The sequence below is a fragment of the Inquilinus sp. Marseille-Q2685 genome (assembly GCF_916619195.1).
Taxonomy (GTDB): Bacteria; Pseudomonadota; Alphaproteobacteria; order DSM-16000; family Inquilinaceae; genus Inquilinus.
This window is the reverse complement of sequence record NZ_CAKAKL010000009.1, coordinates 48,780-71,773: the sequence shown is the minus strand read 5'-3', so window position 1 is coordinate 71,773 and position 22,994 is coordinate 48,780. Positions and strand designations below refer to the sequence as shown.

Sequence of the window (22,994 nt, the reverse complement as noted above, 5' to 3'; positions counted from 1 at the left end):
ACATTAACAGCCATTTCAGATCTTGAACTTGCCGACATCAACTCGACCATTTGCCAGACAAAATCTTGGACCGATATCCGATGACTGCCACAACCACTCAGCCGGAGAAGTAGTCGGACCAGGTCTCCGCCACGGCGGGATCGGCCAGCAGCCGGTCCCAGAGGGTGCTGAGCGGCGTCATCTCCTCGCGGAAATCGTACCAGGTCAGCAGCAGCAGCAGGTAAAGGTCGGCGGCCGTCCTGCGCTCGCCGAGCAGGAAGGGGCCCGGCACCAGCGCATCGGCGATCAGGGCCCAGTAGCGGTCGACGGCGCGGTCCGCCGCCTCCCGCACCCCCGGCGCGCCGGCGGGGTCGGTGGTGAAGCGCTCGGGATAGGCCTGGCGCAGCACGGCGCCATACAGGTTCACCGCCATGAACACCAGCCAGCGGTCGAACCGGGCGCGGTCGGCGCTGCCGGGCGACGGCGCCAGCCCGGCCCCGGGATGGGCGTCGACCAGATGCAGGATCATCGCCGCCGATTCGGTCAGCACCGTGCCGTCCGGCAGCACCAGTGTCGGGATCTCGCCCATCGGGTTCAGGCGCAGATAGTCGGGATGGCGGTGCTCGCCGGCCTTGTGGTCGACGCGGATCCGCTCGCAGGGCGCGCCGGCCAGCCGCAGCACGATGTCGGGGGCGAAGGCGCCGGTGTCCTTGTTCCAGTACAGCCTGTACATCGCCGCATCCTCCCGCATCCGGACCATCGCAACCATGATGGCGCGAAACCGGCGGGGATCAACGGCTTGCATCCCGCGGTTTGCTGCATTGCAGCGACTCGGTTGCCCCCTGAGATTCAGATGCTATTGTGCGGCCCGTTTCGCGGGCGGCCTCAGGCGCCGCGCTCTCACCCAGGACGGACGGTCCATGAACATCCACGAATATCAGGCGAAGGGGCTGCTGGGGCGCTATGGCGTGCCGGTGCCGCGCGGCGGGGTGGCGTACACGCCGGAGGAGGCGGTGCGTGTGGCGGAGGGTCTCGGCGGCGGGGTTTACGTCGTCAAGGCGCAGATCCATGCGGGCGGCCGGGGCAAGGGCCACTTCCAGGAGGATCCGCAGGGCAAGGGCGGTGTCCGGGTGGTGAAGTCGGTCGAGGACGTCGCGGCGAATGCCGGGGCGATGCTGGGCCGGACGCTGGTGACGGTGCAGACCGGGCCGGCGGGCAAGGAGGTCGGCCGGATCTATGTCGAGGAAGGCTGCGACATCGCCCGCGAGCTGTATCTGTCGCTCTTGGTCGACCGCAAGAGCGGCCGGGTGACGATCATCGCCTCGACCGAGGGCGGCATGGCGATCGAGGAGGTGGCGGAGGCCACGCCGGAGAAGATCCTGACCATCGCCATCGACCCGGCGACGGGGCTGTCGGACTTCCATGCCCGCAAGGTGGCCTTCGGCCTCGGCCTCGAGGGCAAGCAGGTCAATGCCGCGGTCGGCTTCCTGAAGGCGCTGTACCGCGCCTTCACCGAGCTCGACGCGTCGCTGGTGGAGATCAACCCGCTGGTGGTGACGGGTGCGGGGCAGCTGATCGCGCTCGACGCCAAGATGGGCTTCGACGACAACGCCCTGTTCCGCCACAAGGAGGTCGAGGAACTGCGCGACGAGAGCGAGCAGGACCCGACCGAGACCGAGGCGGAGAAGGCGTCGCTGAATTACGTCAAGCTCGACGGCAACATCGGCTGCATGGACAACGGTGACGGCCTCGCCATGGCGACCATAGACATCATCATGCTGGAGGGCGGGGAGCCCGCCAACTTCCTGGATGTCGGCCACGGCGCCACGGGCGAGCGGGCGACGACAGCCTGCAGGCTGATCGTGTCCGACGCCACGGCCGAAGGCAGCCTGGCCAACATCTTATGCGGCATCATGCGCTGCGACGTGATCGCCGAGGGCGTGGTCGAGGCCGCGCGCGAGGTGTCGCTGCACGTGCCGCTGGTGGTGCGGCTGGAGGGCACCAATGTCGAGCGCGGCAAGCAGATCCTGGCCGAGAGCGGTCTGCCGATCCTGTCGGCCGACGACCTCGGCGACGCCGCAGTGAAGATCGTCCGTGCCGTGAAGGAGGCCGCGTGATGGCCGTTCTCGTCGACAAGAACACCAAGGTGATCTGCCAGGGCTTCACCGGGGCCCAGGGCACCTTCCATTCCGAGCAGGCGATCGCCTACGGCACCCGCATGGTCGGCGGCGTCACCCCGGGCAAGGGCGGCACCCGGCACCTCGACCTGCCGGTGTTCGACACCGTGGCCCAGGCGGTGGACCAGACCGGCGCCAACGCATCCGTGATCTACGTGCCGCCGCCCTTCGCCGCGGACGCGATCCTGGAGGCGATCGACGCCGGGATCCCGCTGGTGGTGTGCATCACCGAGGGCATCCCGGTCCTGGACATGGTCAAGGTCAAGCGGGCGCTGGCGGGCTCGGCCACCCGGCTGATCGGGCCGAACTGCCCGGGCGTGATCACGCCGGGCGAGTGCAAGATCGGCATCATGCCGGGCCACATCCACAAGCGCGGCAAGATCGGCATCGTCAGCCGGTCGGGCACGCTGACCTATGAGGCGGTGGCGCAGACCACGGCGGCCGGCCTCGGCCAGACCACCTGCATCGGCATCGGCGGCGACCCGGTGAACGGCACCAACTTCGTCGACGCGCTGGAGCTGTTCCTCGGCGACCCGGAGACCGAGGGCATCATCATGATCGGCGAGATCGGCGGCGACGCCGAGGTGATGGGCGCCGAGTTCCTGAAGGACAGCGGCACCAAGAAGCCGGTGGTCGGCTTCATCGCCGGCCGTACCGCGCCCCCGGGCCGCCGCATGGGCCATGCCGGCGCCGTCATCTCCGGCGGCCACGACACCGCCGACCACAAGATCGAGGCGCTGAAGGCCGCCGGCATCGCCGTCGCCGACTCACCGGCCGCACTCGGCAAGACCATGCTTGCGGCGATGAAGGGCTGATCCCCTTCGCAGCCGGGATTCGGCCCCGACCGGTCCTGCCGGTCGGGGCCTTTTCATGTCCGGACTCTGCCGATTCGGACCAGTCGTGTCGGTCCAGATGTCGCGTTTGCGTTCTTTGCGTGGGTGATCTGTCGTAATGACGCCGGAAATTGCTCATTCCGCGCCCGACATATCTTTCATCTCTTGGACTTTCGGCGTAGGTTGCGCGCCACTTGGAGCCCCGTCCCGCCAGGGACCGCCCGGCCGCGGCGTCAACGCGGCCACCGACCGCCAGGGAAACGGCCGGAGACCGGCCGTTGGAAATGATGGGTAGCCCGTCGGAGCAAAGCTCCTTCCTGTTCGCCCCGAATGCCGATTTCATCGCCGAGCTGCACGAGCGCTACCGGGCCGATCCGGCCTCGGTGGACGAGAGCTGGCGCGCCTTCTTCGCCGGCCTCGGCGAGGGCGAGGCGGAGGTCGACACCGGACCGTCCTGGAGCCCGCAGAACGGCGCCGTCCCCGCGGTCAAGCTGAACGGCCTGGGCGAGGCCTTCGCACTGGAGCCGCCGACTGAAGCGCCGGCCCCCGGTTCGACCAAGGGGGGTGCGAAGCCCGGCAAGGCGCCGGCGGCGGCACCTGCCGCGGCCCCGGATGCCGATGCCATCCGCCGCGCCGCGCACGACACGCTGCGCGCGATGCAGCTGATCCGCGCCTATCGCGTCCGCGGGCACCTGCTGGCCGATCTCGACCCGCTCGGCCTGACCGTGCACAACAAGCCGCACCCGGACCTGGACCCCGCCACCTACGGCTTCACCGAAGCCGACATGGAGCGGCCGATCTACGTCGCCGGGCAGCTGGGCCTGGACACGCCGACGCTGCGCCAGATCGTGACCCGGCTGCGCGCCACCTATTGCGGCCATATCGGCGTCGAGTACATGCACATCCAGGATCCGGCGGTGCGCGCCTGGATCCAGGAGCGGATCGAGACCATCGAGAACCGCACCGAGTTCACCCCCGAGGGCAAGCGCGCCATCTATGAGCGCCTGACCGCGGCCGAGACCTTCGAGCGCTTCCTCAACGTCAAGTACACCGGCACCAAGCGCTTCGGCCTGGACGGCGGCGAGGCGATGATCCCGGCGCTGGAGCAGGTGCTGAAGCGCGGCGGCCAGCTGGGCCTCGAGGAGATCGTGATCGGCATGGCCCATCGCGGCCGCCTGAACACGCTGGCCAACTTCCTGGGCAAGCCCTTCGCCGCGATCTTCTCGGAGTTCCAGGGCAACCCGGCCAACCCGGACGACGTCCAGGGCTCGGCCGACGTGAAGTACCATCTGGGCACCTCGTCGGACCGCGACTTCGACGGCCACACCGTGCACCTGTCGCTGACCGCCAACCCGTCGCATCTGGAATGCGTCAACCCGGTCGTGATCGGCAAGGTCCGCGCCAAGCAGACCCAGCGCCGCGACGAGGACCGCACCGCGGTGCTGCCGCTGCTGATCCACGGCGACGCCGCCTTCGCCGGCCAGGGCGTGGTGGCCGAGACGCTGATGATGTCCGACCTCAAGGGCTATCGCGTCGGCGGCACCGTCCATTTCGTCATCAACAACCAGATCGGCTTCACCACCGCGCCGGTCTATTCCCGGTCGGGGCCCTACTGCACCGACGTGGCGCGGACCGTCCAGGCGCCGATCTTCCACGTCAACGGCGACGATGCCGAGGCGGTGGTGCATGCCTCGCGCATCGCCATCGAGTTCCGGCAGAAGTTCGGCCACGACGTGGTGGTGGACATGTTCTGCTACCGCCGCTTCGGCCACAATGAGGGCGACGAGCCGGCCTTCACCCAGCCGCTGATGTACAAGACCATCGCCAAGCACCCGCCGGTGCGCGAACTGTACGCCCGGCAGCTGATCGAGGAAGGCCTGCTGACGGCCGAGAGCGCCGAGGCGGTCGTGCGCGACTTCCAGAAGCATCTGGAGGAAGCGTTCGAGGGCTCGACCACCTACAAGCCCAACAAGGCGGACTGGCTGGGCGGCGCCTGGTCGGGCCTGACCGCGGCCGTGGGCGATGATCGCCGCGGCACCACCGCCGCGCCGGACGCGCTGCTGCGCGAGGTCGGCAAGGCGATCAGCACGGTTCCGCCCGGCATCAACGTCAACTCCAAGGTCGTGCGCCAGCTCAAGGCCAAGGCGCAGATGATCGAGACCGGCCGCGACATCGACTGGGCCACGGCGGAGGCGCTGGCCTTCGGCACGCTGGTGGCCGAGGGCATCCCGGTGCGCCTGTCCGGCCAGGATTCCGGCCGCGGCACCTTCAGCCAGCGCCATTCGGTGCTGGTCGACCAGGAGACCGAGGAGCGCTACGTCCCGCTGAACCACATCCGCGAGGGCCAGGCCGCCTTCGAGGTGCACGACAGCCCGCTGTCGGAATTCGCGGTGCTGGGCTTCGAATACGGCTTCTCGCTGGCCGAGCCGCGGGCCCTGACGCTGTGGGAGGCGCAGTTCGGCGACTTCGCCAACGGCGCCCAGACCATCATCGACCAGTTCATCTCCTCCGGCGAGCAGAAGTGGCTGCGCATGTCCGGCCTGGTGATGCTGCTGCCGCACGGCTATGAGGGCCAGGGGCCGGAGCATTCCTCGGCCCGCATCGAGCGCTACCTGCAGCAGTCGGCCGAGGACAACTGGCAGGTGGTGAACCTGACCACCCCGGCCAACTACTTCCACGCGCTGCGACGGCAGATCCACCGCGACTTCCGCAAGCCGCTGGTGGTGTTCACGCCGAAGTCGCTGCTGCGCCACAAGGACTGCGTCTCGACCCTGGACGACTTCACCAACGGCTCGACCTTCCACCGCGTGCTGGGCGAGACGGCGGAGCTGGTGGCCGGCGACAAGGTGCGGCGGGTCGTGATCTGCTCCGGCAAGGTCTATTACGACCTGAAGAAGGAGCGCGAGGAGCGCGGCCTGAAGGACGTCGCCATCATCCGGCTGGAGCAGATGTTCCCGTTCCCGCGCAAGACGCTGGGGGCGGAGCTGGCGAAGTATCCGAACGCCGAGGTGGTGTGGTGCCAGGAGGAGCCCGAGAACCAGGGCGCCTGGTACTTCGTCGACCGCAAGATCGAGGCCGCGCTGGCCGAGATCGGCCATCGCAGCGCCCGGCCGCGCTATGCCGGCCGGCCTGAGGCCGCGGCCCCGGCCACCGGCCTGCTGCGCCGCCACAACCAGGAACAGGCCAAGCTGGTCGACGAAGCCCTGTCGGTCGGCTGATCCCGGCCAACTTAGTCCAAATGGCCCGTGTGCCCGAACGGACCGGAAGGAATGGAGACTCTATGAGCGTCGAGATCAAGGTGCCCGCCCTGGGCGAGTCGGTGACCGAGGCCACCGTCGCCCGCTGGCTGAAGAAGCCGGGCGAGGCCGTGGCCATGGATGAGCCGCTGGTCGAGCTCGAGACCGACAAGGTGACGCTCGAGGTCAACGCGACCGCGGCCGGCGTGCTGGAATCGGTGGCCGCCGAGGAAGGCGCCAATGTCGAGGTCGGCGCCCTCCTGGGCAGCATCGGCGAGGGCTCGGGCGCCCCGGCCGCCAAGCCGGCGGCCAAGGCCGAGGCGGCCAACCCCGCCGCCGCTCCCGCGGCCGCGCCGGCCCCGGCCAAGACCAATGGCGGCGATGCGCCGATCGCCATGCCGTCGGCGGCCAAGATCATCGCCGAGAACAACCTCGACGCCGGCGCCATCGCCGGCAGCGGCAAGGGCGGGCGCATCCTGAAGGAGGACGCGCAGGCCGCGGCTTCCGGCGGCGCCAAGCCGGCCGCTGCCGCCTCGGGCACCGTGATCGAGGTCCCCGCCTTCACCCGTCCGGAGAGCGGCCCGCGGCCGCAGAAGGACCGGGAGGAGCGGGTGCGCATGACCAAGCTGCGCAAGACCATCGCCACCCGGCTGAAGCAGGCGCAGAACAACGCCGCCATGCTGACGACCTTCAACGAGGTCGACATGACGGCGCTGATGGCGCTGCGCAACCAGTACAAGGACAGCTTCGAGAAGAAGCACGGCGTGAAGCTGGGCTTCATGTCCTTCTTCGTGAAGGCCTGCATCGTGGCGCTGAAGGAGCTGCCGGCGGTCAACGCCGAGATCGACGGCGACGATCTGGTCTACAAGAACTACTACGACATCGGCGTCGCCGTCGGCACGCCGAACGGCTTGGTGGTTCCGGTGGTGCGCGACGCCGACGCCCTGTCCTTCGCCGAGGTCGAGAAGACGATCGGCGAGCTGGGCCGCAAGGCGCGCGACGGCAAGCTGTCGATGGCCGAGCTGACCGGCGGCACCTTCACCATCTCGAACGGCGGCGTCTACGGCTCGCTGATGTCGACGCCGATCCTGAACCCGCCGCAGTCCGGCATCCTGGGCATGCATAAGATCCAGGAGCGGCCGATGGCGATCGGCGGCAAGGTCGAGATCCGGCCGATGATGTATCTGGCCCTGTCCTACGACCACCGCATCATCGACGGGCGCGAGGCCGTGACCTTCCTGGTCCGGGTCAAGGAGTGCCTGGAGGATCCGCAGCGCATCCTGCTCGACATGTGATCGACCGGAAGGGCACGCCGACGCGCTCCTGCGCGTCATGCTAGAAGGCAACGTGCCCTTCTTCGTTTCGGGAGCCCCGGCTTGATCCGCGCTTCTCTCTTCGCCTTGCCCGTCCTGCTCACCATCGCAGCGCCGGCCTCGGCCCAGGAGGCCGAGGGCTGGGGCACCGGCGTACACATGGGCACGGCCTATGCCGGGCTGACCAATGCCGGCGGCGCCCATCTCGGCGTCTATTGCGCCGACGACATCGCGCCGCAGGGCAGCCAGGCCAGCCGTATCGGCGCCTATGTCGTGTTCTCGCTGCCGCGCAAGCTGGCGCTCGAGGCGAAGTCGGTGCCGGTGACCTTCACCGTCGACGGCAAGGCCACGGCGGTGCCGATGGCCGTCACGGTCGAAGAGGTTGCGACCAGCTTCGACTGGAGCCCGTCCAAGGCCTTCACCACCGACCAGATGAAGGCCCTGGTCGAGACCCTGCGCCGCGGCAAGGCGCTGACCGTCGGCCTGGCGGAGCCGGAGATCACGGAGCCCTTCACCCTCGCCGGCTCCGGCGCCGCGCTGGAGGCCATCTTCGACTGCGCCAAACGCTGAGGCGTGCCTTGACTTGACCTGGACGGACCGGCTAACCAACTAGAACGAACGTTCGATCGAGTGTGGTTCCGTGTTCCCCGATACCGACAGCAAGCGGGAAGCGATCCTGAAGGCGACGCTGGAGCTGGTGGCGGAGCGTGGCTTCCACGACACGCCGATGTCCCAGGTCGCCAAGCGGTCGGGCGCGAGTCCCGGCGTGATCTACCACTACTTCGCCAGCAAGGACGAGCTGATCCGCGACCTCTACCGCGAGGTCAAGGCGGTGAAGGCCCGGGCCATGCTGCAGGGCGGCGTCGACGGCGTCTCCCCCAAGGAGGCGTTCAAGCGGACCTGGCGCAACGCCTACGACTTCTACCGCACCCACCGGCTGGAGGCCCGGTTCCTCGAGCAGTACGAGAACTCGCCCTATCACTGCCCGACCGACCTGCAGGAGCTGGCCAAGGAGGACGAGAACTTCGCCGTCCTGGCCCGGCGGCTGGGCTTCGTCGACGGTGGCAGCCCGTTCAAGCCGCTGCCGTCGGAGATCGTCTACGACCTGTCCTTCGGCGTGGCCGCGCGGCTGGCGCGGCGGGCCCCGGACGCGCCGCTGGACGATGCGACGCTGGACGACATCGCGGAAGGGTGCTGGCGCGCCGTCGCCCGCCACCCGTAAATTTTTGATCGAATTAGATCGAACGTTCGATCTAGCGCAGACACCCTAGATCCGCGGCCAACGCGGACGTCATGCCCGGCGCGGTGCCCGGTTCCCCGCACCGCATCCACATTGGGACATCGACCATGGTGAAGCTGAACATCAACGGCGCGGACCACGAGCTCGACATCGATCCGCAGATGCCGCTGCTCTGGGCCCTTCGCGACCACCTCGACATGACCGGCACCAAGTTCGGCTGCGGCCAGGCCCTGTGCGGCGCCTGCACCGTGCATCTCGACGGCCAGCCGGTGCGGTCGTGCCAGACCTTCGTCGGCGACGTCGGCGAAAGCAAGATCACGACCATCGAAGGCGTGTCGGGCAAGGTCGCCGAGGCCGTGCGCGCCGCCTGGACCAAGCTGGACGTGGTGCAGTGCGGCTACTGCCAGTCCGGCCAGATCATGTCGGCGATCGGCCTGCTGAGCCAGACGCCGAAGCCGACCGACGACGACATCGTCGCCGCGATGGACGGCAACATCTGCCGTTGCGGCACCTATCAGCGCATCCGCGCCGCGATCCACGACGCCGCGGCGCAGCTGGCCTGAACCGGAGAGGATCCCATGTTTGCTCAGCCAATCGTCGCCCCGGCCGCATCCGGGGCCGCTGACGATCTCGCCAGGCCGAACCGCCGATCCTTCCTGAAGGGCGCAAGCGCCCTGGGCGGCGCCTTGGTGATCGCGGCCCATCTGCCGCTCGCCCGCCGCGCCATGGCCGCGACCGGCGACCTCGCCCCCAACGCCTTCGTCCGGGTCGCCCCCGACGACACCGTCACCGTGCTGATCAAGCACTGCGAGATGGGCCAGGGCGTCACCACCGGCCTCGTCACCATCGTGGCCGAGGAGATCGATGCCGACTGGGGCCAGATGCGCTTCGAATTCGCCCCGGCCGACGCCAAGCTCTACAACAACCTCGCCTTCGGCCCGATCCAGGGCACCGGCGGGTCGACCTCGATCGCCAATTCCTGGGACCAGCTGCGGAAGGCCGGCGCCGCGGCCCGCGCCCTGCTGGTGCAGGCCGCCGCCGCCGAGTGGCAGGTCCCGGCCGGCGAGATCACCGTGCAGAAGGGCGTCGTCGCGCACGCCTCCGGCAGATCCGCCCGTTTCGGCGAGCTCGCCGGCAAGGCGGCGGCGCTGACCCCGCCGGCGGACGTCACGCTGAAGGACCCGAAGGCCTTCACCCTGGTCGGCGGGCATGTGCCGCGGCTGGACACGCCGGCCAAGATCACCGGCAAGGCCGGCTTCTCGATCGACGTCCGCCGCCCCGGCCAGCTGACCGCGCTGGTCGCCCATCCGCCGCGCTTCGGCGGCACGGCCAAGAGCGTCGATTCGACGGCGGCGAAGCAGGTGCCGGGCGTGGTCGACGTCGTCACCATCCCGACCGGCGTCGCGGTCGTCGCCAAGGACAGCTGGGCGGCGATGAAGGGCCGCGAGGCGCTGAAGATCGACTGGGACTTTGCCCAGGCCGAGGGCCGCTCGACCGACGCGATCATGGCCGATTACAAGGCCCTGGCGCAGACGCCGGGCTTACCCGCGGCCAAGCGCGGCGACGCCGAGGCCGCTCTGAAGAAGGCGGCCAAGCTGGTGGAGGCGGAGTTCGAATTCCCCTACCTCGCCCATGCGCCGATGGAGCCGCTGAACGGCGTGCTGGAGCCGACCAAGGATGGCGCGATCTGGTGGGCCGGGTCCCAGTTCCAAACCGTCGAGCAGGCGACCATCGCCGCGATCCTGGGGCTGAAGCCGGAGCAGGTGACGATCAACTCCGCCTACACCGGCGGCTCCTTCGGCCGGCGCGCCACCCCGACCGCGGACTATGCGGCCGAGGCGGCGATGATCCTCAAGGCCACTGGCATGAAGGCGCCGATCCACCTGATGCGGACCCGCGAGGACGACATGAGGGCCGGCTACTACCGGCCGATGGTCTACCACAAGGTCCGGGCCGGGCTGGACGCGGACGGCAAGATCAGCGGCTGGGAGCACGTGATCGTCGGGAAGTCGATCATGATCGGCACCTCCTTCGAAGCCTTCGCGGTGAAGGACGGCATCGATGCCACCAGCGTCGAAGGCGCGTCGGACACCCATTATGCGGTGCCGGACCTGACCGCGACGGTGCACAACGCCAAGGAGGGCGTGCCGGTGCTGTGGTGGCGCTCGGTCGGCCACACCCACACCGCCCACGCGATGGAGACGGTGATCGACGAGCTGGCCCATGCCGCGGGCCAGGACCCGGTCGCCTTCCGCCTGGCGCTGCTGCGCGACCAGCCGCGGCATGCCGGCGTGCTGTCGCTGGTGGCGGAGAAGGCGGGCTGGGGCCGGCCCCTGCCGGCCGGCAAGGGCCGCGGCGTCGCCGTGCACAAGTCGTTCGAGACCTATGTCGCCACCGTGGCCGAGGTCTCGGTCGAGGGCGGCGCGCTGAAGGTCGACCGGGTGGTGGCGGCGGTCGATTGCGGCATCGCGGTCAACCCCGACGTGATCCGGGCCCAGGTCGAGGGGTCGGTCGGCTTCGCCCTCTCGGTCGTCCTGCGCAACAGGATCACGCTCAAGGACGGCGAGGTGGAGCAGGCCAATTTCGACACCTACGAGCCGACCCGGATGTCGGAGATGCCGAAGGTCGAGGTGCATATCGTGCCGTCGGCCGAGGCGCCGACCGGCATCGGCGAGCCGGGCGTGCCCGGGCTGGCGCCGGCGATCGGCAACGCGGTCTTCGCCGCGACCGGCCAGCGCCTGCGCTCGCTGCCCTTCGACCTGTCGAAGCTGACCAGCAGCTGAACGGCCGGGTCCGGCCGACCATCGGAATCGAGGCCCGCGCCCGGCGCGGGCCTCGATGTGTTTCAGGCGCCCGGCTTACAGCAGATAGTCGCCCTGCGACGGCAGGTCGTCGCCGCCCAGCCCCAGGTCGATGCCGATGTTCTCGAGAGTGCCGTTGGCGAAGCCGAGCAGGCCGCCGACGATCCCGCCGACACTCCCGGCCAGGCCGGCCCCGCTGACCTCGGCCCCGTATTCCACCCCGAGCTGCAGGCCGGTCCCGAGCCCGCCGGCCAGCCCTCCGGTGTCGCCGTTCAGCACCTGGCTGATCGGGCCGAGGTCGAGGGCATCGCCGAGGCTGAGGGCGCCGTCCACGATCGCGACCGCGGTGACGGCCAGCCCGTTGACGAGATCGCTCCCGAGATGCAACACACCGCCGAGCACTTCGCCGAGCACCGGGATCTTGTCGAGCGAATCCCCGAGATTGTCGGCCGCACCGATCAGCAGGCCGACAATGCCGCCGGCCGCCCCGCCGACAACCCCCAGGAGGCCGTTGTTCCCGGCCTCCGTTCCCTTGTCGAGGCCGACTCCCAGGCCATCGCCCAGACCGTCGACCGGATTGCCGCTGTCGCCGCCCAGGAGCTGCCCCACAGCGCCAAGCAGGCCGCCGAGAAGATCGAGTGCCATATCGTGGATCTCCCATATCGCTTTCAACAAGATCTGCATTCGGAGCAATGCAGACGTAATATCGCATAACCCGATATGGCAGGCACGACAACCCTTTGATTCAGAAAATAAAACATTCCTTTATCGGAAAATTCCTTAAGCATTGACGATATCTGTTTTCAGAACCACTTACATTCATATTGAATTATATTTATTGGTCAATTGATCCTTATGGCGACCCTCGGCCCTTTCGGTGCCAGTGGAGTCGTGCCGCCCTGGCCGAGGACCGGGGCAATGTCCGCCCGCGGCAATTCGCACCTGACCGGCGCGGCGAAAACGTCTAAAACCGCGCCGCGCGGCAACGGTCCCAGGTGCGGACCGCCCGGGAGCCGCGCTGGACCAGCATGATGGGCTACGTCGTCAAAGAGATCTTCAAGACCCTGCAGGGCGAAGGCCGCCATGCCGGGCGCGCCTCGGTGTTCTGCCGCTTCGTCGGCTGCAACCTGTGGACCGGCCGCGAGCAGGACCGGGCCGAGGCGGTGTGCCGCTTCTGCGATACCGATTTCCTGGGCACCGACGGGCCGGGCGGCGACCGCTTCGACAGCGCCGAGGCGCTGGCCGCGGCGATCGAGGCCTGCTGGGACGGGCCGGAGGCGGAGCGCTTCGTCGTCTTCACCGGCGGCGAGCCGCTGCTGCAGCTGGACCGCGCCCTGCTGGACGCCATCCATGCCCGCGGCTTCAGCGCCGCGGTCGAGACCAACGGCACCATCGACCCGCCGGCGGAGCTGGACTGGGTCTGCGTCAGCCCCAAGGCCGGCGCGCCTTTGGCCGCGCGCCGCGGCGACGAGCTGAAGCTGGTTTATCCCCAGCCGGACCTGCCGCCCGAGGCGGTGGCGGATCTCGACTTCACCCATTTCTGGCTGCAGCCGATGGACGGGCCCGACCGCATCGCCAACACCGAGGCGGCGGTCGCCTATTGCCTGTCGCACCCGCAATGGCGGCTGAGCCTGCAGACCCACAAGCTGATCGGGATTCCATGAGGATCACCCAGGCCTTCACCTTCGAGGCGGCGCACCGGCTGCCGAACGTGCCGGCGACGCATCGCTGCCACCGGATGCACGGCCACTCCTACCGGGTCGAGCTGCGACTGGAGGGGCCGGTCGATCCCGAGACCGGCTTCGTCGTCGACTTCTTCGACGTCGAGGCTGCCTTCGCGCCGATCCTGGCCCGGCTGGACCATTACTGCCTGAACGAGATCGAGGGGCTGGAGAACCCGACGGCCGAGCACATCGCCATCTGGATCTGGGACCGGGTCCGGCCGGCCCTGCCGCTGCTGGCCGCCGTCGCCGTCTACGAGACCCCGAACTGCTGGGCGGAATATGATGGACGCTGACCAGGGCGACAGGGGCGCCGCCGAAGGCGCGCTGGTGCTGTTCTCCGGCGGGCAGGATTCCGCCACCTGCCTGGCCTGGGCCCTGGCGCGCTTCGGCCGGGTCGAGACGGTCGGCTTCGACTACGGCCAGCGGCACCGGGTCGAGCTCGACGTCCGGCCCGTCGTGCTGGAGGCGATGCGCCACCGCTTCCCGGACTGGGCCAGGCGGCTGGGCGAAGACCACATGCTGGACCTGTCCGTCCTCGGCCAGGTCAGCGACACGGCGCTGACCCGCGACGTCGAGATCGCGATGCAGGACAACGGCCTGCCCAACACCTTCGTGCCCGGCCGCAACCTGGTGTTCGTGACCTTCGCCGCCGCCCTGGCCTATCGCCGCGGCCTCCGCCACCTGGTCGCCGGGGTGTGCGAGACCGACTATTCCGGCTATCCGGACTGCCGCGACGACACCATGAAGGCGATGCAGCTGGCGCTGAACCTGGGCATGGAGAGCCGCTTCGTCCTGCACACGCCCCTGATGTGGATCGACAAGGCCGAGACCTGGCGCCTGGCCGAATCGCTGGGCGGCGAGGCGCTGGTCGGGCTGATCCGCGACGAGACCCACAGCTGCTATCGCGGCGACCGCAGCCTGAAGCACGATTGGGGCTACGGCTGCGGCGAATGCCCGGCCTGCCATCTGCGCGCCGAAGGCTGGCGCCGGTTCCGGGCCACTCCCTAGGCTCGCTCGACGGCGTGGTCCGATCCCCCTCACCCTCCCGTCGCTACGCGCCGGGCCCCTCCCTCTCCCCGAGGAGAGGGATTTTTAAACCGAGCCCGCTTCACCTCTCCCCAGGGGAGAGGTCGAAATCGCATAGCGATTTCGGGTGAGGGGGCGGCTCCGGCCCATCTGCCTCTCTGAGATCAACCACGGGCACGGCCCGCCGCCTCGGCCACCAGCCAGTCGCGGAAGGCGGCGCGCAGCGGGTCCGGCCGGTCGGCCAGGGGCTGGGCCAGGAAGTAGCCGCGCTGGGTGCGGTACGGCGAAGGCAGGCAGGCGACGAGCTGGCCCGCGGCCAGCAGGTCGTCGACCAGTGGCCGCCAGCCCAGCGCCACCCCCTGCCCGGCCAGCGCCGCCTGCAGCACCAGCGGGTAATTGTTGAGGCGCACGGACCGGCCGCGCGGCGCGCCCTCCACCCCCTGCCCCCGGAACCAGCCGGCCCAGTCGAGCCAGCGCGCCGGGTCCGGGCTATCGAGATGCAGGAGCGGCTGGTCCAGCAGGTCGGCCGGCGCCGTGAGGCGCGGCAGCCGGGCCATCATCCCGGGGCTGCAGATCGGCACCACGCTTTCCGGGAACAGCCGGTCGACCGTGCAGCCGGGCCAGCGTCCCGACCCGAAGGCGATCACCGCATCGACGGCGCGGTCGCGCGGGTCGAGCACGTCCTGGCTGGCCAGGATGCGGATCTCGACCCCGCCCAGCGCCGCCCGCAGCCGCTCCAGCCGCGGCAGCAGCCAGTAGGTCGCGAAGCCGAAATCGGTGGCGACGGTCAACCCGCCCGGGTCTCGCGCCTGGCGGATCTCCGCCGCCGTGTCGGCGATGGCGTCGAGCGACCGGGTCACCACCTGCAGCAGCCGCTCGCCCTCCGCGGTCAGAGCCACGCCGCGGTGCAGCCGCCGGAACAGGGCCGTGCCCAGCCGCGCCTCCAATGCGGCGATCTGATGGGAGACGGCCGGCTGGGTGGCCCCGAGCTCGCGCGCGGCGGCGCTGAAATTCGACAGCCGCCCCGCGGCCTCGAAGGCCAGGAGCGCCGGCATCGGCGGCAGGTCGCGACGGCGGGTTGCCATAAAGCGGGATAATACCTCCATGAACGGCCGCGGTCTTCACGATCCTTTCGGCCGCACCCCATCCTGTCGGCTGAACCGGGGCGCGGTCCCCGGCGTTGCATAGGCATGGAGAGGCGGATCGTGGGGACAGAGGCGCGGCGACCGAACATCCTGATCCTGATGGCGGACCAGCTCACCCCCTTCGCCCTGCCGGCCTATGGCAACCCCGTGGTGCAGGCGCCGGTGATGGCGGCGCTGGCCCGCGACGGGGTAGTGTTCGACGCCGCCTACTGCAACAGCCCGCTCTGCGGGCCTTCCCGCGCGGTGTTCATGTCCGGCCGGCTGCCCTCGGCGATCGGTGCCTATGACAACGCCGCCGAGTTCCCCTCCGACATCCCGACCTTCGCCCATGCGCTGCGGGCGCTCGGCTACCGCACCATCCTGTCGGGCAAGATGCATTTCTGCGGCGCCGACCAGCTGCACGGCTTCGAGGAGCGGCTGACCACCGACATCTACCCCGCCGATTTCGGCTGGACGCCGGACTGGGACCGGCCGGAGGCGCGGCCGAGCTGGTATCACAACATGTCGTCGGTGATCGACGCCGGCCCCTGCATCCGCACCAACCAGCTGGATTTCGACGACGAGGTGGTGTTCGCGGCCGAGCGCCGCCTCTACGACCTGGCGCGGAACGGCGACGGCCGGCCCTTCTGCCTGACCGTGTCGCTGACCCATCCGCACGATCCCTTCGCCGTGCCGGAGAGGTACTGGACCCTGCATCGCGACGAGGACATCCCGCTGCCCGAGGACGCGCCGGCCGACGACCCGCATTCGCGCCGGCTGCGCGCGGTGTGCGAGCTGGACCGGACGCCGATCACCGCCGAGCAGACCCGCCGCGCCCGGCGCGCCTATTACGGCGCCATCGCCTATGTCGACGAGCAGTTCGGCCGGGTGATGGAGGCGCTGCGCCGTACCGGCCTGGCCGAGGACACGGTCACCATCCTGCTGTCCGACCACGGCGAGTTCCTGGGCGAGCGCGGCCTCTGGTACAAGATGAGCTTCCTGGAGGGCGGCTGCCGCATCCCGCTGATCGTGCATGCCCCCGGCCGCTTCATGCCGCACCGGGTCGGCGCCGCCGTGTCCTCCGCCGACCTGCTGCCGACCCTGGTCGACCTCGCAACGCCGGAGGGCGCGCCGCCGCCCCCGACGCCGCTGGACGGGCGCAGCCTGCTGCCGCATCTGGCCGGCGCCGGCGGGCATGACCTGGTCCTGGGCGAATACCTGGCCGAAGGCGCGGTGGCGCCGATCGTGATGATCCGGCGCGAAGGCTGGAAGTTCATCCACAGCCCGGCCGATCCCGACCAGCTTTTCGACCTGACCACCGATCCGGGCGAGCGGGTGAACCGCGCCGCCGACCCGGCCGAGGCCGCGCGGGTCGCGGCCTTCCGGGCGGAGGTGGCGGCGCGCTGGGACCTGCCGCGCCTGCGCGAGCAGGTGCTGGAAAGCCAGAGGCGGCGGCGCTTCGTGGATGCGGCGCTGCGCCGGGGCGCCCTGCACGGCTGGGACTGGCAGCCGCGGCAGGACGCCACCCGGCAATACATCCGCAACCACATGGATCTCGACGACCTGGAAGCCGCCGCCCGGTTCCCGCGCGTCACGCGCGGCAATGCCCCCAGTGGGGACGACAACAACAGGGAGACTGAATCATGGCGCGCCTCATCGCCCTTGCCCTGACCGGCCTGCTGCTGGCGGCCACGCCCGCCGCCGCGGCCGATCCCGACAGCTGCGCCACCGTGCGCATGTCGGATCCGGGCTGGACCGACATCACCTCGACCAACGGCGTCCTCGGCACGCTCCTGGAGCCGCTGGGCTACACCCAGAAGGTGGAGACCCTGGCCCCGCCAGTGACCTTCGAAAGCCTGAAGAACGGCCAGATCGACGTCTTCCTCGGCAACTGGATGCCGGCGCAGAAGACCTTCGTCGAGCCGCTGGTGGCCGAGAAGGCGATCGAGGTGATCCGCCCGAATCTCGACGGCATCCGCTTCACCCTGGCGGTGCCGGCCTATGTCGCCGAGGCCGGAGTGAAGGACTTCGCCGATCTGGCCAAGCATGCCGACCAGTTCGGCCGCAGGATCTACGGCATCGGGCCCGGGGCGCCGGCGAACCAGAACATCCAGAAGATGATCGACACCAAGGATTTCGACCTTGGCGGCTGGACCCTGGTCGAATCGAGCGAGCAGGGCATGCTGAGCCAGGTGGACCGTGCGGTGCGCCGGAAGGAATGGATCGCCTTCCTGGCCTGGGAGCCGCACCCGATGAACACCCAGTTCCAGATCGCCTATCTCAGCGGCGGCGACGCCTATTTCGGCCCGAATTACGGCCGTGCCACCGTCTACACCGTGACGAAGCGAGACTTGTCGAAGAATTGCCCGAATCTCGCCCGGCTGCTGTCACAGCTGACGTTCACGGTCGAGATGGAAAACCAGATCATGGGGATTCTGGGCGAGGGGGCGGACGGCAAGGCAGCCGCCGCGCAGTATCTCAAGGCTCACCCCGATCTTCTGTCCGGCTGGCTGGCCGGCGTGACCACCCGCGACGGACAGGACGGACTCGCCGCCGTCCGCGCCGCATTGAACCGGGGCTAGGAGGCCCGTGACTCATGTGGACCGTGATCCGGGATTGGATCGTCCAGCTGTTCAAGCCGCGCTACCACCCGGAGCGGCACTACATGCGCGGCCGCCAGTCCGGCAGCGGTTCGCACTAAGTCGTTCGCCCGGCGGCGATAGGCTCGCCGAAAAGAAGACCGTCATGGCGAGCCCCGAAGGGGCGTGGCCATGACGGTCTGGATGGGCGGCAGGTGAGACGTACCCTGCCGCCCGCATCCCATCTCAGCCCTTGATGAAGGCCAGCAGGTCCGGGTTGACCACCTCGGCATGGGTCGTGCACAGGCCGTGCGGCAGGCCCTTGTAGACCTTCAGCGTGCCGTGCTTCAGCAGCTTGGCCGAGAGCGGCGCCGAATCGGCGAACGGCACGATCTGGTCGTCGTCGCCATGCATCACCAGGGTCGGCACCTCGATCGCCTTCAGGTCCTCGGTGAAGTCGGTCTCCGAGAACGCCTTGATGCAGTCGTAATGGGCCTTGGCGCCGCCGATCATGCCCTGGCGCCACCAATTGTCGATCACGCCCTGGGAGACCTTCGCGCCCGGCCGGTTGAAGCCGTAGAACGGGCCCTCGGGTATGTCGCGGTAGAACTGGGCCCGGTTGTCCGCCAGGGCCTTGCGGAAGCCGTCGAACACCTCGATCGGCAGGCCGCCGGGGTTCTTCTCCGACTTCACCATCACCGGGGGCACGGCGCCGATCAGCACCGCCTTGGCCACCCGGCCGTTGCCGCCGTGCCGGGCGACATAGCGCGTCACCTCGCCGCCGCCGGTCGAATGGCCGATATGGACGGCGCCCTTCAGGTCGAGGTGCGCCGCCAGCTGCGCCACGTCGGAGGCGTAGGTGTCCATCTCGTTGCCGGTGTCGGTCTGGCTGGACCGGCCATGCCCGCGCCGGTCATGGGCGACCACCCGATAGCCCTGGCCCAGGAAATACAGCAGCTGGGCGTCCCAGTCGTCGCTGCTGAGCGGCCAGCCATGATGGAAGACGAGAGGCTGCGCGTCGCGCGGGCCCCAGTCCTTGTAGAAGATGCTGGTGCCGTCCTTGGTGGTGAACAGTCCGCTGCTCATGGTGCTGTCTCCCGTTGTTGGGCGTGAAGGCGCGGTGCCGGTCTGCGCCGAAGAAGCTTGCGGCAAGGCGGCCGCGGCGGCGAGTCCAACCCCCGCCGCCAGGACGAATCGGCGCGAAATGCCGTCCGTCCCATGCTCGCTGTGAACCATCTGCGGCTCCGTTGATATCACGATAACCATTAGATGACATCGCAATAACTATTATCGCGATAATCAACGAGCTACCCGATCGTCCGGCCCGCGTCCAGTGAAATTTTTATCGCAACATCATTTTTCGTGATAAACATGACCGCGCATCAGGAACAGAAGGTGCGCCGCATGCCCTTGCCGAAGGACCGCCCGCTCGCGCTGGACGAGCAGATCTGCTTCACGCTGTACCGCACCAGCATGTCCATCAACCGGACCTACAAGCCGATGCTGGACGAGATGGGCATCACCTATCCGCAGTACCTCGTGCTCAACGTGCTGGGCGAGGAGAACGGCCGGACCATCGGCGCCATCGCCGCGCGCCTCGCCCTCGAGTCGAGCACCATCACGCCCTTGGTGAAGCGAATGGAAACCGCAGGGCTCGTGCAGCGGCGGCGCAGCCCGGAGAACGAGCGCGAGGTCCAGGTCCGGCTGACCGAGGCCGGCCGCGACCTCTTCGCCCGCAGCCAGTGCCTGGGCGAGGCGCTGCTGCGCCGCTCCGGCCTCACCATGCCGCAGCTCGACGCCCTCAACCGCCAGATCCGGGACCTGGCCGCCGCCCTCGACGCGCATCTCGGCCGGCCGGAGTGATCCGCGGCGTCGGCCGGACGATGGCAGCTGCCCGCTCGACGCAGTTGCGGCGCCGCTTCGGCTCATGCAGTTTGCGCGCGACTTTCCCGCAAGCTGAGTGCGAGCGATGACCGAACCCACCGCCACCTATGACGTGATCGTGATCGGCGCCGGCCCCGGCGGCTATGTCGCCGCCATCCGGGCCGCCCAGCTCGGGCTCAAGACCGCCTGCGTCGAGAAGATGCCAACCCTGGGCGGCACCTGCCTGAACATCGGCTGCATCCCGTCCAAGGCGCTGCTGCACGCCTCGGAGAAGTTCGAGGAGGCCGGGCACGCCTTGGCCGCCTTCGGCATCAAGGTGGCGGGGGTCGAGCTCGACCTGCCCGGCATGATGGGCCACAAGGACAAGGTGGTGAAGGCCAACACCGACGGCATCGACTTCCTGTTCAAGAAGAACAAGATCGACCGGCTGCTCGGCCATGCCCGCTTCACCGCGAAGGACCGGATCGAGGTCGAGGGCAAGACTTACGCCGCCAAGAACTTCATCATCGCCACCGGCTCCGACTCGACCCCGCTGAAGGGTGTCGAGATCGACGAGACGCGGATCGTCACCTCGACCGGCGCGCTGTCGCTGCCGGAGGTGCCGAAGCACCTGGTGGTGATCGGCGGCGGCGTCATCGGGCTCGAGCTCGGCTCGGTCTGGTCCCGCCTCGGCGCCAAGGTCACCGTCGTGGAGTTCCTCGACCGCATCCTGCCGACCAATGACGGCGAGGTGTCGAAGCAGATGCAGCGCATCCTGGCCAAGCAGGGCATGGCGTTCAAGCTGAGCTCCAAGGTCACGGGCGCGACGAAGACCGACAAGGGCGTCACCCTGATCGTCGAACCGGCCAAGGGCGGCGACGCCGAGACGATCGAGGCCGACTATGTGCTGCTGTCGATCGGCCGCCGGCCCTACACCGAGGGGCTGGGCCTGGACGTCGCCGGCGTCGAGCTGGACGAGCGCGGCCGGGTGAAGACCGACAAGCACTTCCGCACCAATGTCGAGGGCATCTACGCCATCGGCGACGTCATCGCCGGGCCGATGCTGGCGCACAAGGCCGAGGACGAGGGCGTGGCCGTGGCAGAGATCCTGGCCGGCCAGGCCGGCCATGTGAACTACGACGCGATCCCGAGCGTGGTCTACACCTGGCCCGAGGTGGCCTCGGTCGGCCGCAGCGAGGAGGAGCTGAAGCAGGCCGGCGTGGCCTACAAGGCCGGCAAGTTCCCGTTCCTGGCCAATGGCCGGGCGCGGGCCATGAATGCCACCGACGGCTTCGTCAAGATCCTGGCCGACGCCAAGACCGACCGGGTGCTGGGCGTGCACATCATCGGCGCCGAGGCCGGCACCATCATCGCCGAATGCGTGCTGGCGATGGAGTTCGGCGCCTCGGCCGAGGACATCGCCCGCACCTGCCACGCCCATCCGACCCTGAACGAAGTGGTCAAGGAAGCCGCCCTCGCCGTCGACGGCCGGCCGATCCACATCTGATCGCAGGCCGGGGCGTCGGGACTCCCGTCCTTGACGCCCCGGCCGCGATGGCGTTCCCATCGCTGATGCCTTCGCCTCCTCCGAACCGCGCCGTCGCCGTGCTCGCCTATGACGGGCTGTGCACCTTCGAGTTCGGCGTCGCGGTCGAGGTGTTCGGTCTGCCGCGCCCGGAATTCCAGGACTGGTACCGCTTCACCGTCTGCGCCGCCGAACCCGGCCCGCTGCGCGCCATCGGCGGCGTCCAGGTCCAGGCCGAAGCCGGGCTGGAGGCGCTGGAGCAGGCCGGCACCATCGTCGTGCCCGGCTGGCGCGATTTCCGCGAGACCCCGCCCGAGCCGCTGCTGGCCGCGCTGCGCCGGGCCCATGACCGCGGCGCCCGGTTGGTCTCGATCTGCTCCGGCGTCTTCGTGCTGGCGGCCGCGGGCGTGCTGGCCGGCCGCCGAGCCACCACCCATTGGCGCTACGCCGAGGCCCTGGCCGCCCGCTATCCCGACATCCGGGTCGTGCCGGACGTGCTGTATGTCGACGAAGGCCAGGTGCTGACCTCGGCCGGCAGCGCCGCCGGGCTGGATCTGTGCCTGCACATCGTCCGGCGCGACTGGGGCGCGCGGATCGCCAACCAGGTGGCGCGGCGCCTGGTGGTGCCGCCGCATCGCGAGGGCGGCCAGGCGCAATATGTCGACCGGCCGGTGCAGGTCGAGGAGCGGCCGCGCCTGGCCGCTTTGTTCGACTGGGCCCGCCGCCATCTGGCCGAGGAGCTGCCGCTGGAGCGTCTGGCCGACCAGGCGGGGATGAGCCTGCGCACCTTCCTGCGCCGCTTCCGCGAGGCCACCGGCACCACCCCGGCGGAATGGCTGGTCGGCGAGCGCCTGGCCCTGGCCCGCGAGCTCCTGGAGACCACGGCCCTGCCGGTCGAGCGCATCGCCACCGAATGCGGCTTCGGCTCGGCCGACACGCCGCGCCCCCATTTCCGCCGCCGCCTCGCCACCAGCCCCGCGCGATACCGCGCGGGCTTCAGCCTCGGGGGAGCCGAGGTATCACCATGCTCCGCCTCTTCGTCGCCATCGCCATCCCCGCCGCGCTGCGGCCCCGCCTGTCGCTGCTGCAGGGCGGCGTGCCCGGGGCGCGCTGGACCAACCCGGCCGATTTCCACCTGACCCTGCGCTTCATCGGCGAGGTCGACACGCTGGAGGCAGAGGAGATCGACGAGGCGCTGCACGCCCTGGCCGCGCCCGGCTTCAGCCTGGCGCTGGACGGCGTCGGCCAGTTCGGCACGAAGCGTGCCGCCTCGACGCTCTGGGCCGGGGTGGCGGCGGAGCCGGCGCTGCAGTTCCTGCACGCCAAGGTCGACCGGGCTCTGGTCGCCGCGGGCCAGCCGCCGGACGACCGCGCCTACGCCCCGCACGTCACCCTGGCCCGGCTGCGCCAGGCCCCGGCCGAGCGGGTCGAGCGCTGGCTGCTGGAACATGCGCCCTTCCGGGCCGAGCCCTTCCCGGTCGACGCCTTCCATCTGTACCAGAGCCATGTCGGCCGCGAGGGCGCGGTGTACGAGATCCTGGAGAGCTATCCGCTCGCCCCGCCAAACGGATAGG

Annotated in this window: 21 protein-coding genes; 17 read left to right on the top strand and 4 right to left on the bottom strand. The window is 69.5% G+C overall.

Features of this window, described 5'->3' with window-relative positions; genetic code table 11:
* Nucleotides 1-97 precede the first annotated feature (97 nt).
* Nucleotides 98-712: a glutathione S-transferase family protein gene (locus LG391_RS29215; protein WP_225771695.1), complete on the bottom strand. Its 615-nt coding sequence runs from the start codon at nucleotides 710-712 to the stop codon at nucleotides 98-100.
* Between the two features lie 187 nt (nucleotides 713-899).
* Between LG391_RS29215 and sucC the strand changes: the two genes are divergently transcribed.
* The 8 genes from sucC to LG391_RS29175 all read left to right on the top strand — a co-directional run bounded on the left by sucC (nucleotide 900) and on the right by LG391_RS29175 (nucleotide 11,561).
* Complete coding sequence (gene sucC / locus LG391_RS29210) at nucleotides 900-2,096, top strand: ADP-forming succinate--CoA ligase subunit beta (RefSeq protein ID WP_225771693.1); 1,197 nt, start codon at nucleotides 900-902, stop codon at nucleotides 2,094-2,096.
* Nucleotides 2,096-2,971 carry a succinate--CoA ligase subunit alpha gene (gene sucD / locus LG391_RS29205; RefSeq protein WP_225771691.1) on the top strand — a complete coding sequence of 292 codons (876 nt, stop codon included), beginning with the start codon at nucleotides 2,096-2,098 and terminating at the stop codon, nucleotides 2,969-2,971. The genes sucC and sucD overlap by 1 nt, the downstream gene beginning before the upstream one ends.
* Before the next feature lie 305 nt (nucleotides 2,972-3,276).
* On the top strand, nucleotides 3,277-6,207 hold the full coding sequence (locus LG391_RS29200) for a 2-oxoglutarate dehydrogenase E1 component (RefSeq protein ID WP_225772064.1): 2,931 nt from the start codon (nucleotides 3,277-3,279) through the stop codon (nucleotides 6,205-6,207).
* A 62-nt stretch (nucleotides 6,208-6,269) separates the two neighbouring features.
* Entirely contained in the window at nucleotides 6,270-7,520 is a 1,251-nt protein-coding gene (gene odhB / locus LG391_RS29195) for a 2-oxoglutarate dehydrogenase complex dihydrolipoyllysine-residue succinyltransferase (RefSeq protein ID WP_225771689.1), read from the top strand.
* Nucleotides 7,521-7,601: 81 nt separating this feature from the next.
* Complete coding sequence (locus tag LG391_RS29190; protein ID WP_225771687.1) at nucleotides 7,602-8,108, top strand: hypothetical protein; 507 nt, start codon at nucleotides 7,602-7,604, stop codon at nucleotides 8,106-8,108.
* A 70-nt stretch (nucleotides 8,109-8,178) separates the two neighbouring features.
* Complete coding sequence (locus LG391_RS29185; protein ID WP_225771685.1) at nucleotides 8,179-8,760, top strand: TetR/AcrR family transcriptional regulator; 582 nt, start codon at nucleotides 8,179-8,181, stop codon at nucleotides 8,758-8,760.
* 125 nt (nucleotides 8,761-8,885) lie between these two features.
* Nucleotides 8,886-9,341: a (2Fe-2S)-binding protein gene (locus tag LG391_RS29180; protein WP_225771683.1), complete on the top strand. Its 456-nt coding sequence runs from the start codon at nucleotides 8,886-8,888 to the stop codon at nucleotides 9,339-9,341.
* A 15-nt stretch (nucleotides 9,342-9,356) separates the two neighbouring features.
* Entirely contained in the window at nucleotides 9,357-11,561 is a 2,205-nt protein-coding gene (locus LG391_RS29175; RefSeq protein ID WP_225771682.1) for a xanthine dehydrogenase family protein molybdopterin-binding subunit, read from the top strand.
* A gap of 75 nt (nucleotides 11,562-11,636) precedes the next feature.
* On the opposite strand, the gene LG391_RS29170 is transcribed toward LG391_RS29175, so the two are convergent.
* Nucleotides 11,637-12,224 (bottom strand): hypothetical protein, encoded by a 588-nt coding sequence (locus LG391_RS29170; RefSeq protein ID WP_225771680.1) that lies wholly within the window; start codon nucleotides 12,222-12,224, stop codon nucleotides 11,637-11,639.
* 386 nt (nucleotides 12,225-12,610) lie between these two features.
* Between LG391_RS29170 and queE the strand changes: the two genes are divergently transcribed.
* Genes queE through queC form a run of 3 tightly spaced genes read left to right on the top strand, consistent with a single transcriptional unit; the run spans nucleotide 12,611 to nucleotide 14,311 of the window.
* Nucleotides 12,611-13,243, top strand: coding sequence for a 7-carboxy-7-deazaguanine synthase (queE, locus tag LG391_RS29165; RefSeq protein ID WP_225772062.1), 633 nt, complete (start codon nucleotides 12,611-12,613; stop codon nucleotides 13,241-13,243).
* Nucleotides 13,240-13,596 carry a 6-carboxytetrahydropterin synthase QueD gene (gene queD, locus LG391_RS29160; RefSeq protein ID WP_225771678.1) on the top strand — a complete coding sequence of 119 codons (357 nt, stop codon included), beginning with the start codon at nucleotides 13,240-13,242 and terminating at the stop codon, nucleotides 13,594-13,596. The genes queE and queD overlap by 4 nt, the downstream gene beginning before the upstream one ends.
* Nucleotides 13,583-14,311 (top strand): 7-cyano-7-deazaguanine synthase QueC, encoded by a 729-nt coding sequence (gene queC, locus LG391_RS29155; protein ID WP_225771676.1) that lies wholly within the window; start codon nucleotides 13,583-13,585, stop codon nucleotides 14,309-14,311. Before queD ends, queC begins: the two co-directional genes overlap by 14 nt.
* Nucleotides 14,312-14,493: 182 nt before the next feature.
* On the opposite strand, the gene LG391_RS29150 is transcribed toward queC, so the two are convergent.
* The gene (locus tag LG391_RS29150; RefSeq protein WP_225771674.1) at nucleotides 14,494-15,414 is read right to left on the bottom strand and encodes a choline sulfate utilization transcriptional regulator; all 921 of its coding nucleotides are present in this window, start codon (nucleotides 15,412-15,414) and stop codon (nucleotides 14,494-14,496) included.
* Nucleotides 15,415-15,534: 120 nt separating this feature from the next.
* On the opposite strand from LG391_RS29150, the gene betC reads away from it, so the two are divergent.
* Complete coding sequence (betC, locus tag LG391_RS29145; protein ID WP_225771673.1) at nucleotides 15,535-17,124, top strand: choline-sulfatase; 1,590 nt, start codon at nucleotides 15,535-15,537, stop codon at nucleotides 17,122-17,124.
* Nucleotides 17,097-18,035, top strand: a complete 939-nt coding sequence (locus LG391_RS29140; RefSeq protein WP_225771671.1) for a choline ABC transporter substrate-binding protein — start codon at nucleotides 17,097-17,099, stop codon at nucleotides 18,033-18,035. The genes betC and LG391_RS29140 overlap by 28 nt, the downstream gene beginning before the upstream one ends.
* Nucleotides 18,036-18,278: 243 nt before the next feature.
* On the opposite strand, the gene LG391_RS29135 is transcribed toward LG391_RS29140, so the two are convergent.
* Entirely contained in the window at nucleotides 18,279-19,118 is an 840-nt protein-coding gene (locus LG391_RS29135) for an alpha/beta fold hydrolase (protein ID WP_225771669.1), read from the bottom strand.
* A 285-nt stretch (nucleotides 19,119-19,403) separates the two neighbouring features.
* On the opposite strand from LG391_RS29135, the gene LG391_RS29130 reads away from it, so the two are divergent.
* From LG391_RS29130 to thpR, 4 genes are all read left to right on the top strand, one after another.
* Nucleotides 19,404-19,895, top strand: coding sequence for a MarR family winged helix-turn-helix transcriptional regulator (locus LG391_RS29130; protein ID WP_225771667.1), 492 nt, complete (start codon nucleotides 19,404-19,406; stop codon nucleotides 19,893-19,895).
* A 106-nt stretch (nucleotides 19,896-20,001) separates the two neighbouring features.
* Nucleotides 20,002-21,402 (top strand): dihydrolipoyl dehydrogenase, encoded by a 1,401-nt coding sequence (gene lpdA, locus LG391_RS29125; protein ID WP_225771665.1) that lies wholly within the window; start codon nucleotides 20,002-20,004, stop codon nucleotides 21,400-21,402.
* Nucleotides 21,403-21,467: 65 nt separating this feature from the next.
* A complete protein-coding gene (gene ftrA, locus LG391_RS29120) occupies nucleotides 21,468-22,559 on the top strand; it encodes a transcriptional regulator FtrA (RefSeq protein ID WP_225771663.1) in 1,092 nt (363 codons plus the stop codon).
* A complete protein-coding gene (thpR, locus tag LG391_RS29115) occupies nucleotides 22,445-22,993 on the top strand; it encodes an RNA 2',3'-cyclic phosphodiesterase (protein WP_225771661.1) in 549 nt (182 codons plus the stop codon). Before ftrA ends, thpR begins: the two co-directional genes overlap by 115 nt.
* Nucleotide 22,994 lies beyond the last annotated feature (1 nt).

Coding starts and splice junctions, on each gene's coding strand:
- LG391_RS29175 (WP_225771682.1), top strand. CDS start 9,357: ATGTTTGCTCAGCCAATCGTCGCCCCGGCCGCATCCGGGGCCGCTGAC.
- sucC (WP_225771693.1), top strand. CDS start 900: ATGAACATCCACGAATATCAGGCGAAGGGGCTGCTGGGGCGCTATGGC.
- LG391_RS29130 (WP_225771667.1), top strand. CDS start 19,404: ATGACCGCGCATCAGGAACAGAAGGTGCGCCGCATGCCCTTGCCGAAG.
- thpR (WP_225771661.1), top strand. CDS start 22,445: ATGCTCCGCCTCTTCGTCGCCATCGCCATCCCCGCCGCGCTGCGGCCC.
- LG391_RS29215 (WP_225771695.1), bottom strand. CDS start 712: ATGTACAGGCTGTACTGGAACAAGGACACCGGCGCCTTCGCCCCCGAC.
- LG391_RS29150 (WP_225771674.1), bottom strand. CDS start 15,414: ATGGCAACCCGCCGTCGCGACCTGCCGCCGATGCCGGCGCTCCTGGCC.
- lpdA (WP_225771665.1), top strand. CDS start 20,002: ATGACCGAACCCACCGCCACCTATGACGTGATCGTGATCGGCGCCGGC.
- sucD (WP_225771691.1), top strand. CDS start 2,096: ATGGCCGTTCTCGTCGACAAGAACACCAAGGTGATCTGCCAGGGCTTC.
- queD (WP_225771678.1), top strand. CDS start 13,240: ATGAGGATCACCCAGGCCTTCACCTTCGAGGCGGCGCACCGGCTGCCG.
- LG391_RS29200 (WP_225772064.1), top strand. CDS start 3,277: ATGGGTAGCCCGTCGGAGCAAAGCTCCTTCCTGTTCGCCCCGAATGCC.
- queE (WP_225772062.1), top strand. CDS start 12,611: ATGGGCTACGTCGTCAAAGAGATCTTCAAGACCCTGCAGGGCGAAGGC.
- odhB (WP_225771689.1), top strand. CDS start 6,270: ATGAGCGTCGAGATCAAGGTGCCCGCCCTGGGCGAGTCGGTGACCGAG.
- LG391_RS29170 (WP_225771680.1), bottom strand. CDS start 12,224: ATGGCACTCGATCTTCTCGGCGGCCTGCTTGGCGCTGTGGGGCAGCTC.
- LG391_RS29135 (WP_225771669.1), bottom strand. CDS start 19,118: ATGAGCAGCGGACTGTTCACCACCAAGGACGGCACCAGCATCTTCTAC.
- queC (WP_225771676.1), top strand. CDS start 13,583: ATGATGGACGCTGACCAGGGCGACAGGGGCGCCGCCGAAGGCGCGCTG.
- LG391_RS29140 (WP_225771671.1), top strand. CDS start 17,097: ATGGCGCGCCTCATCGCCCTTGCCCTGACCGGCCTGCTGCTGGCGGCC.
- LG391_RS29180 (WP_225771683.1), top strand. CDS start 8,886: ATGGTGAAGCTGAACATCAACGGCGCGGACCACGAGCTCGACATCGAT.
- ftrA (WP_225771663.1), top strand. CDS start 21,468: ATGCCTTCGCCTCCTCCGAACCGCGCCGTCGCCGTGCTCGCCTATGAC.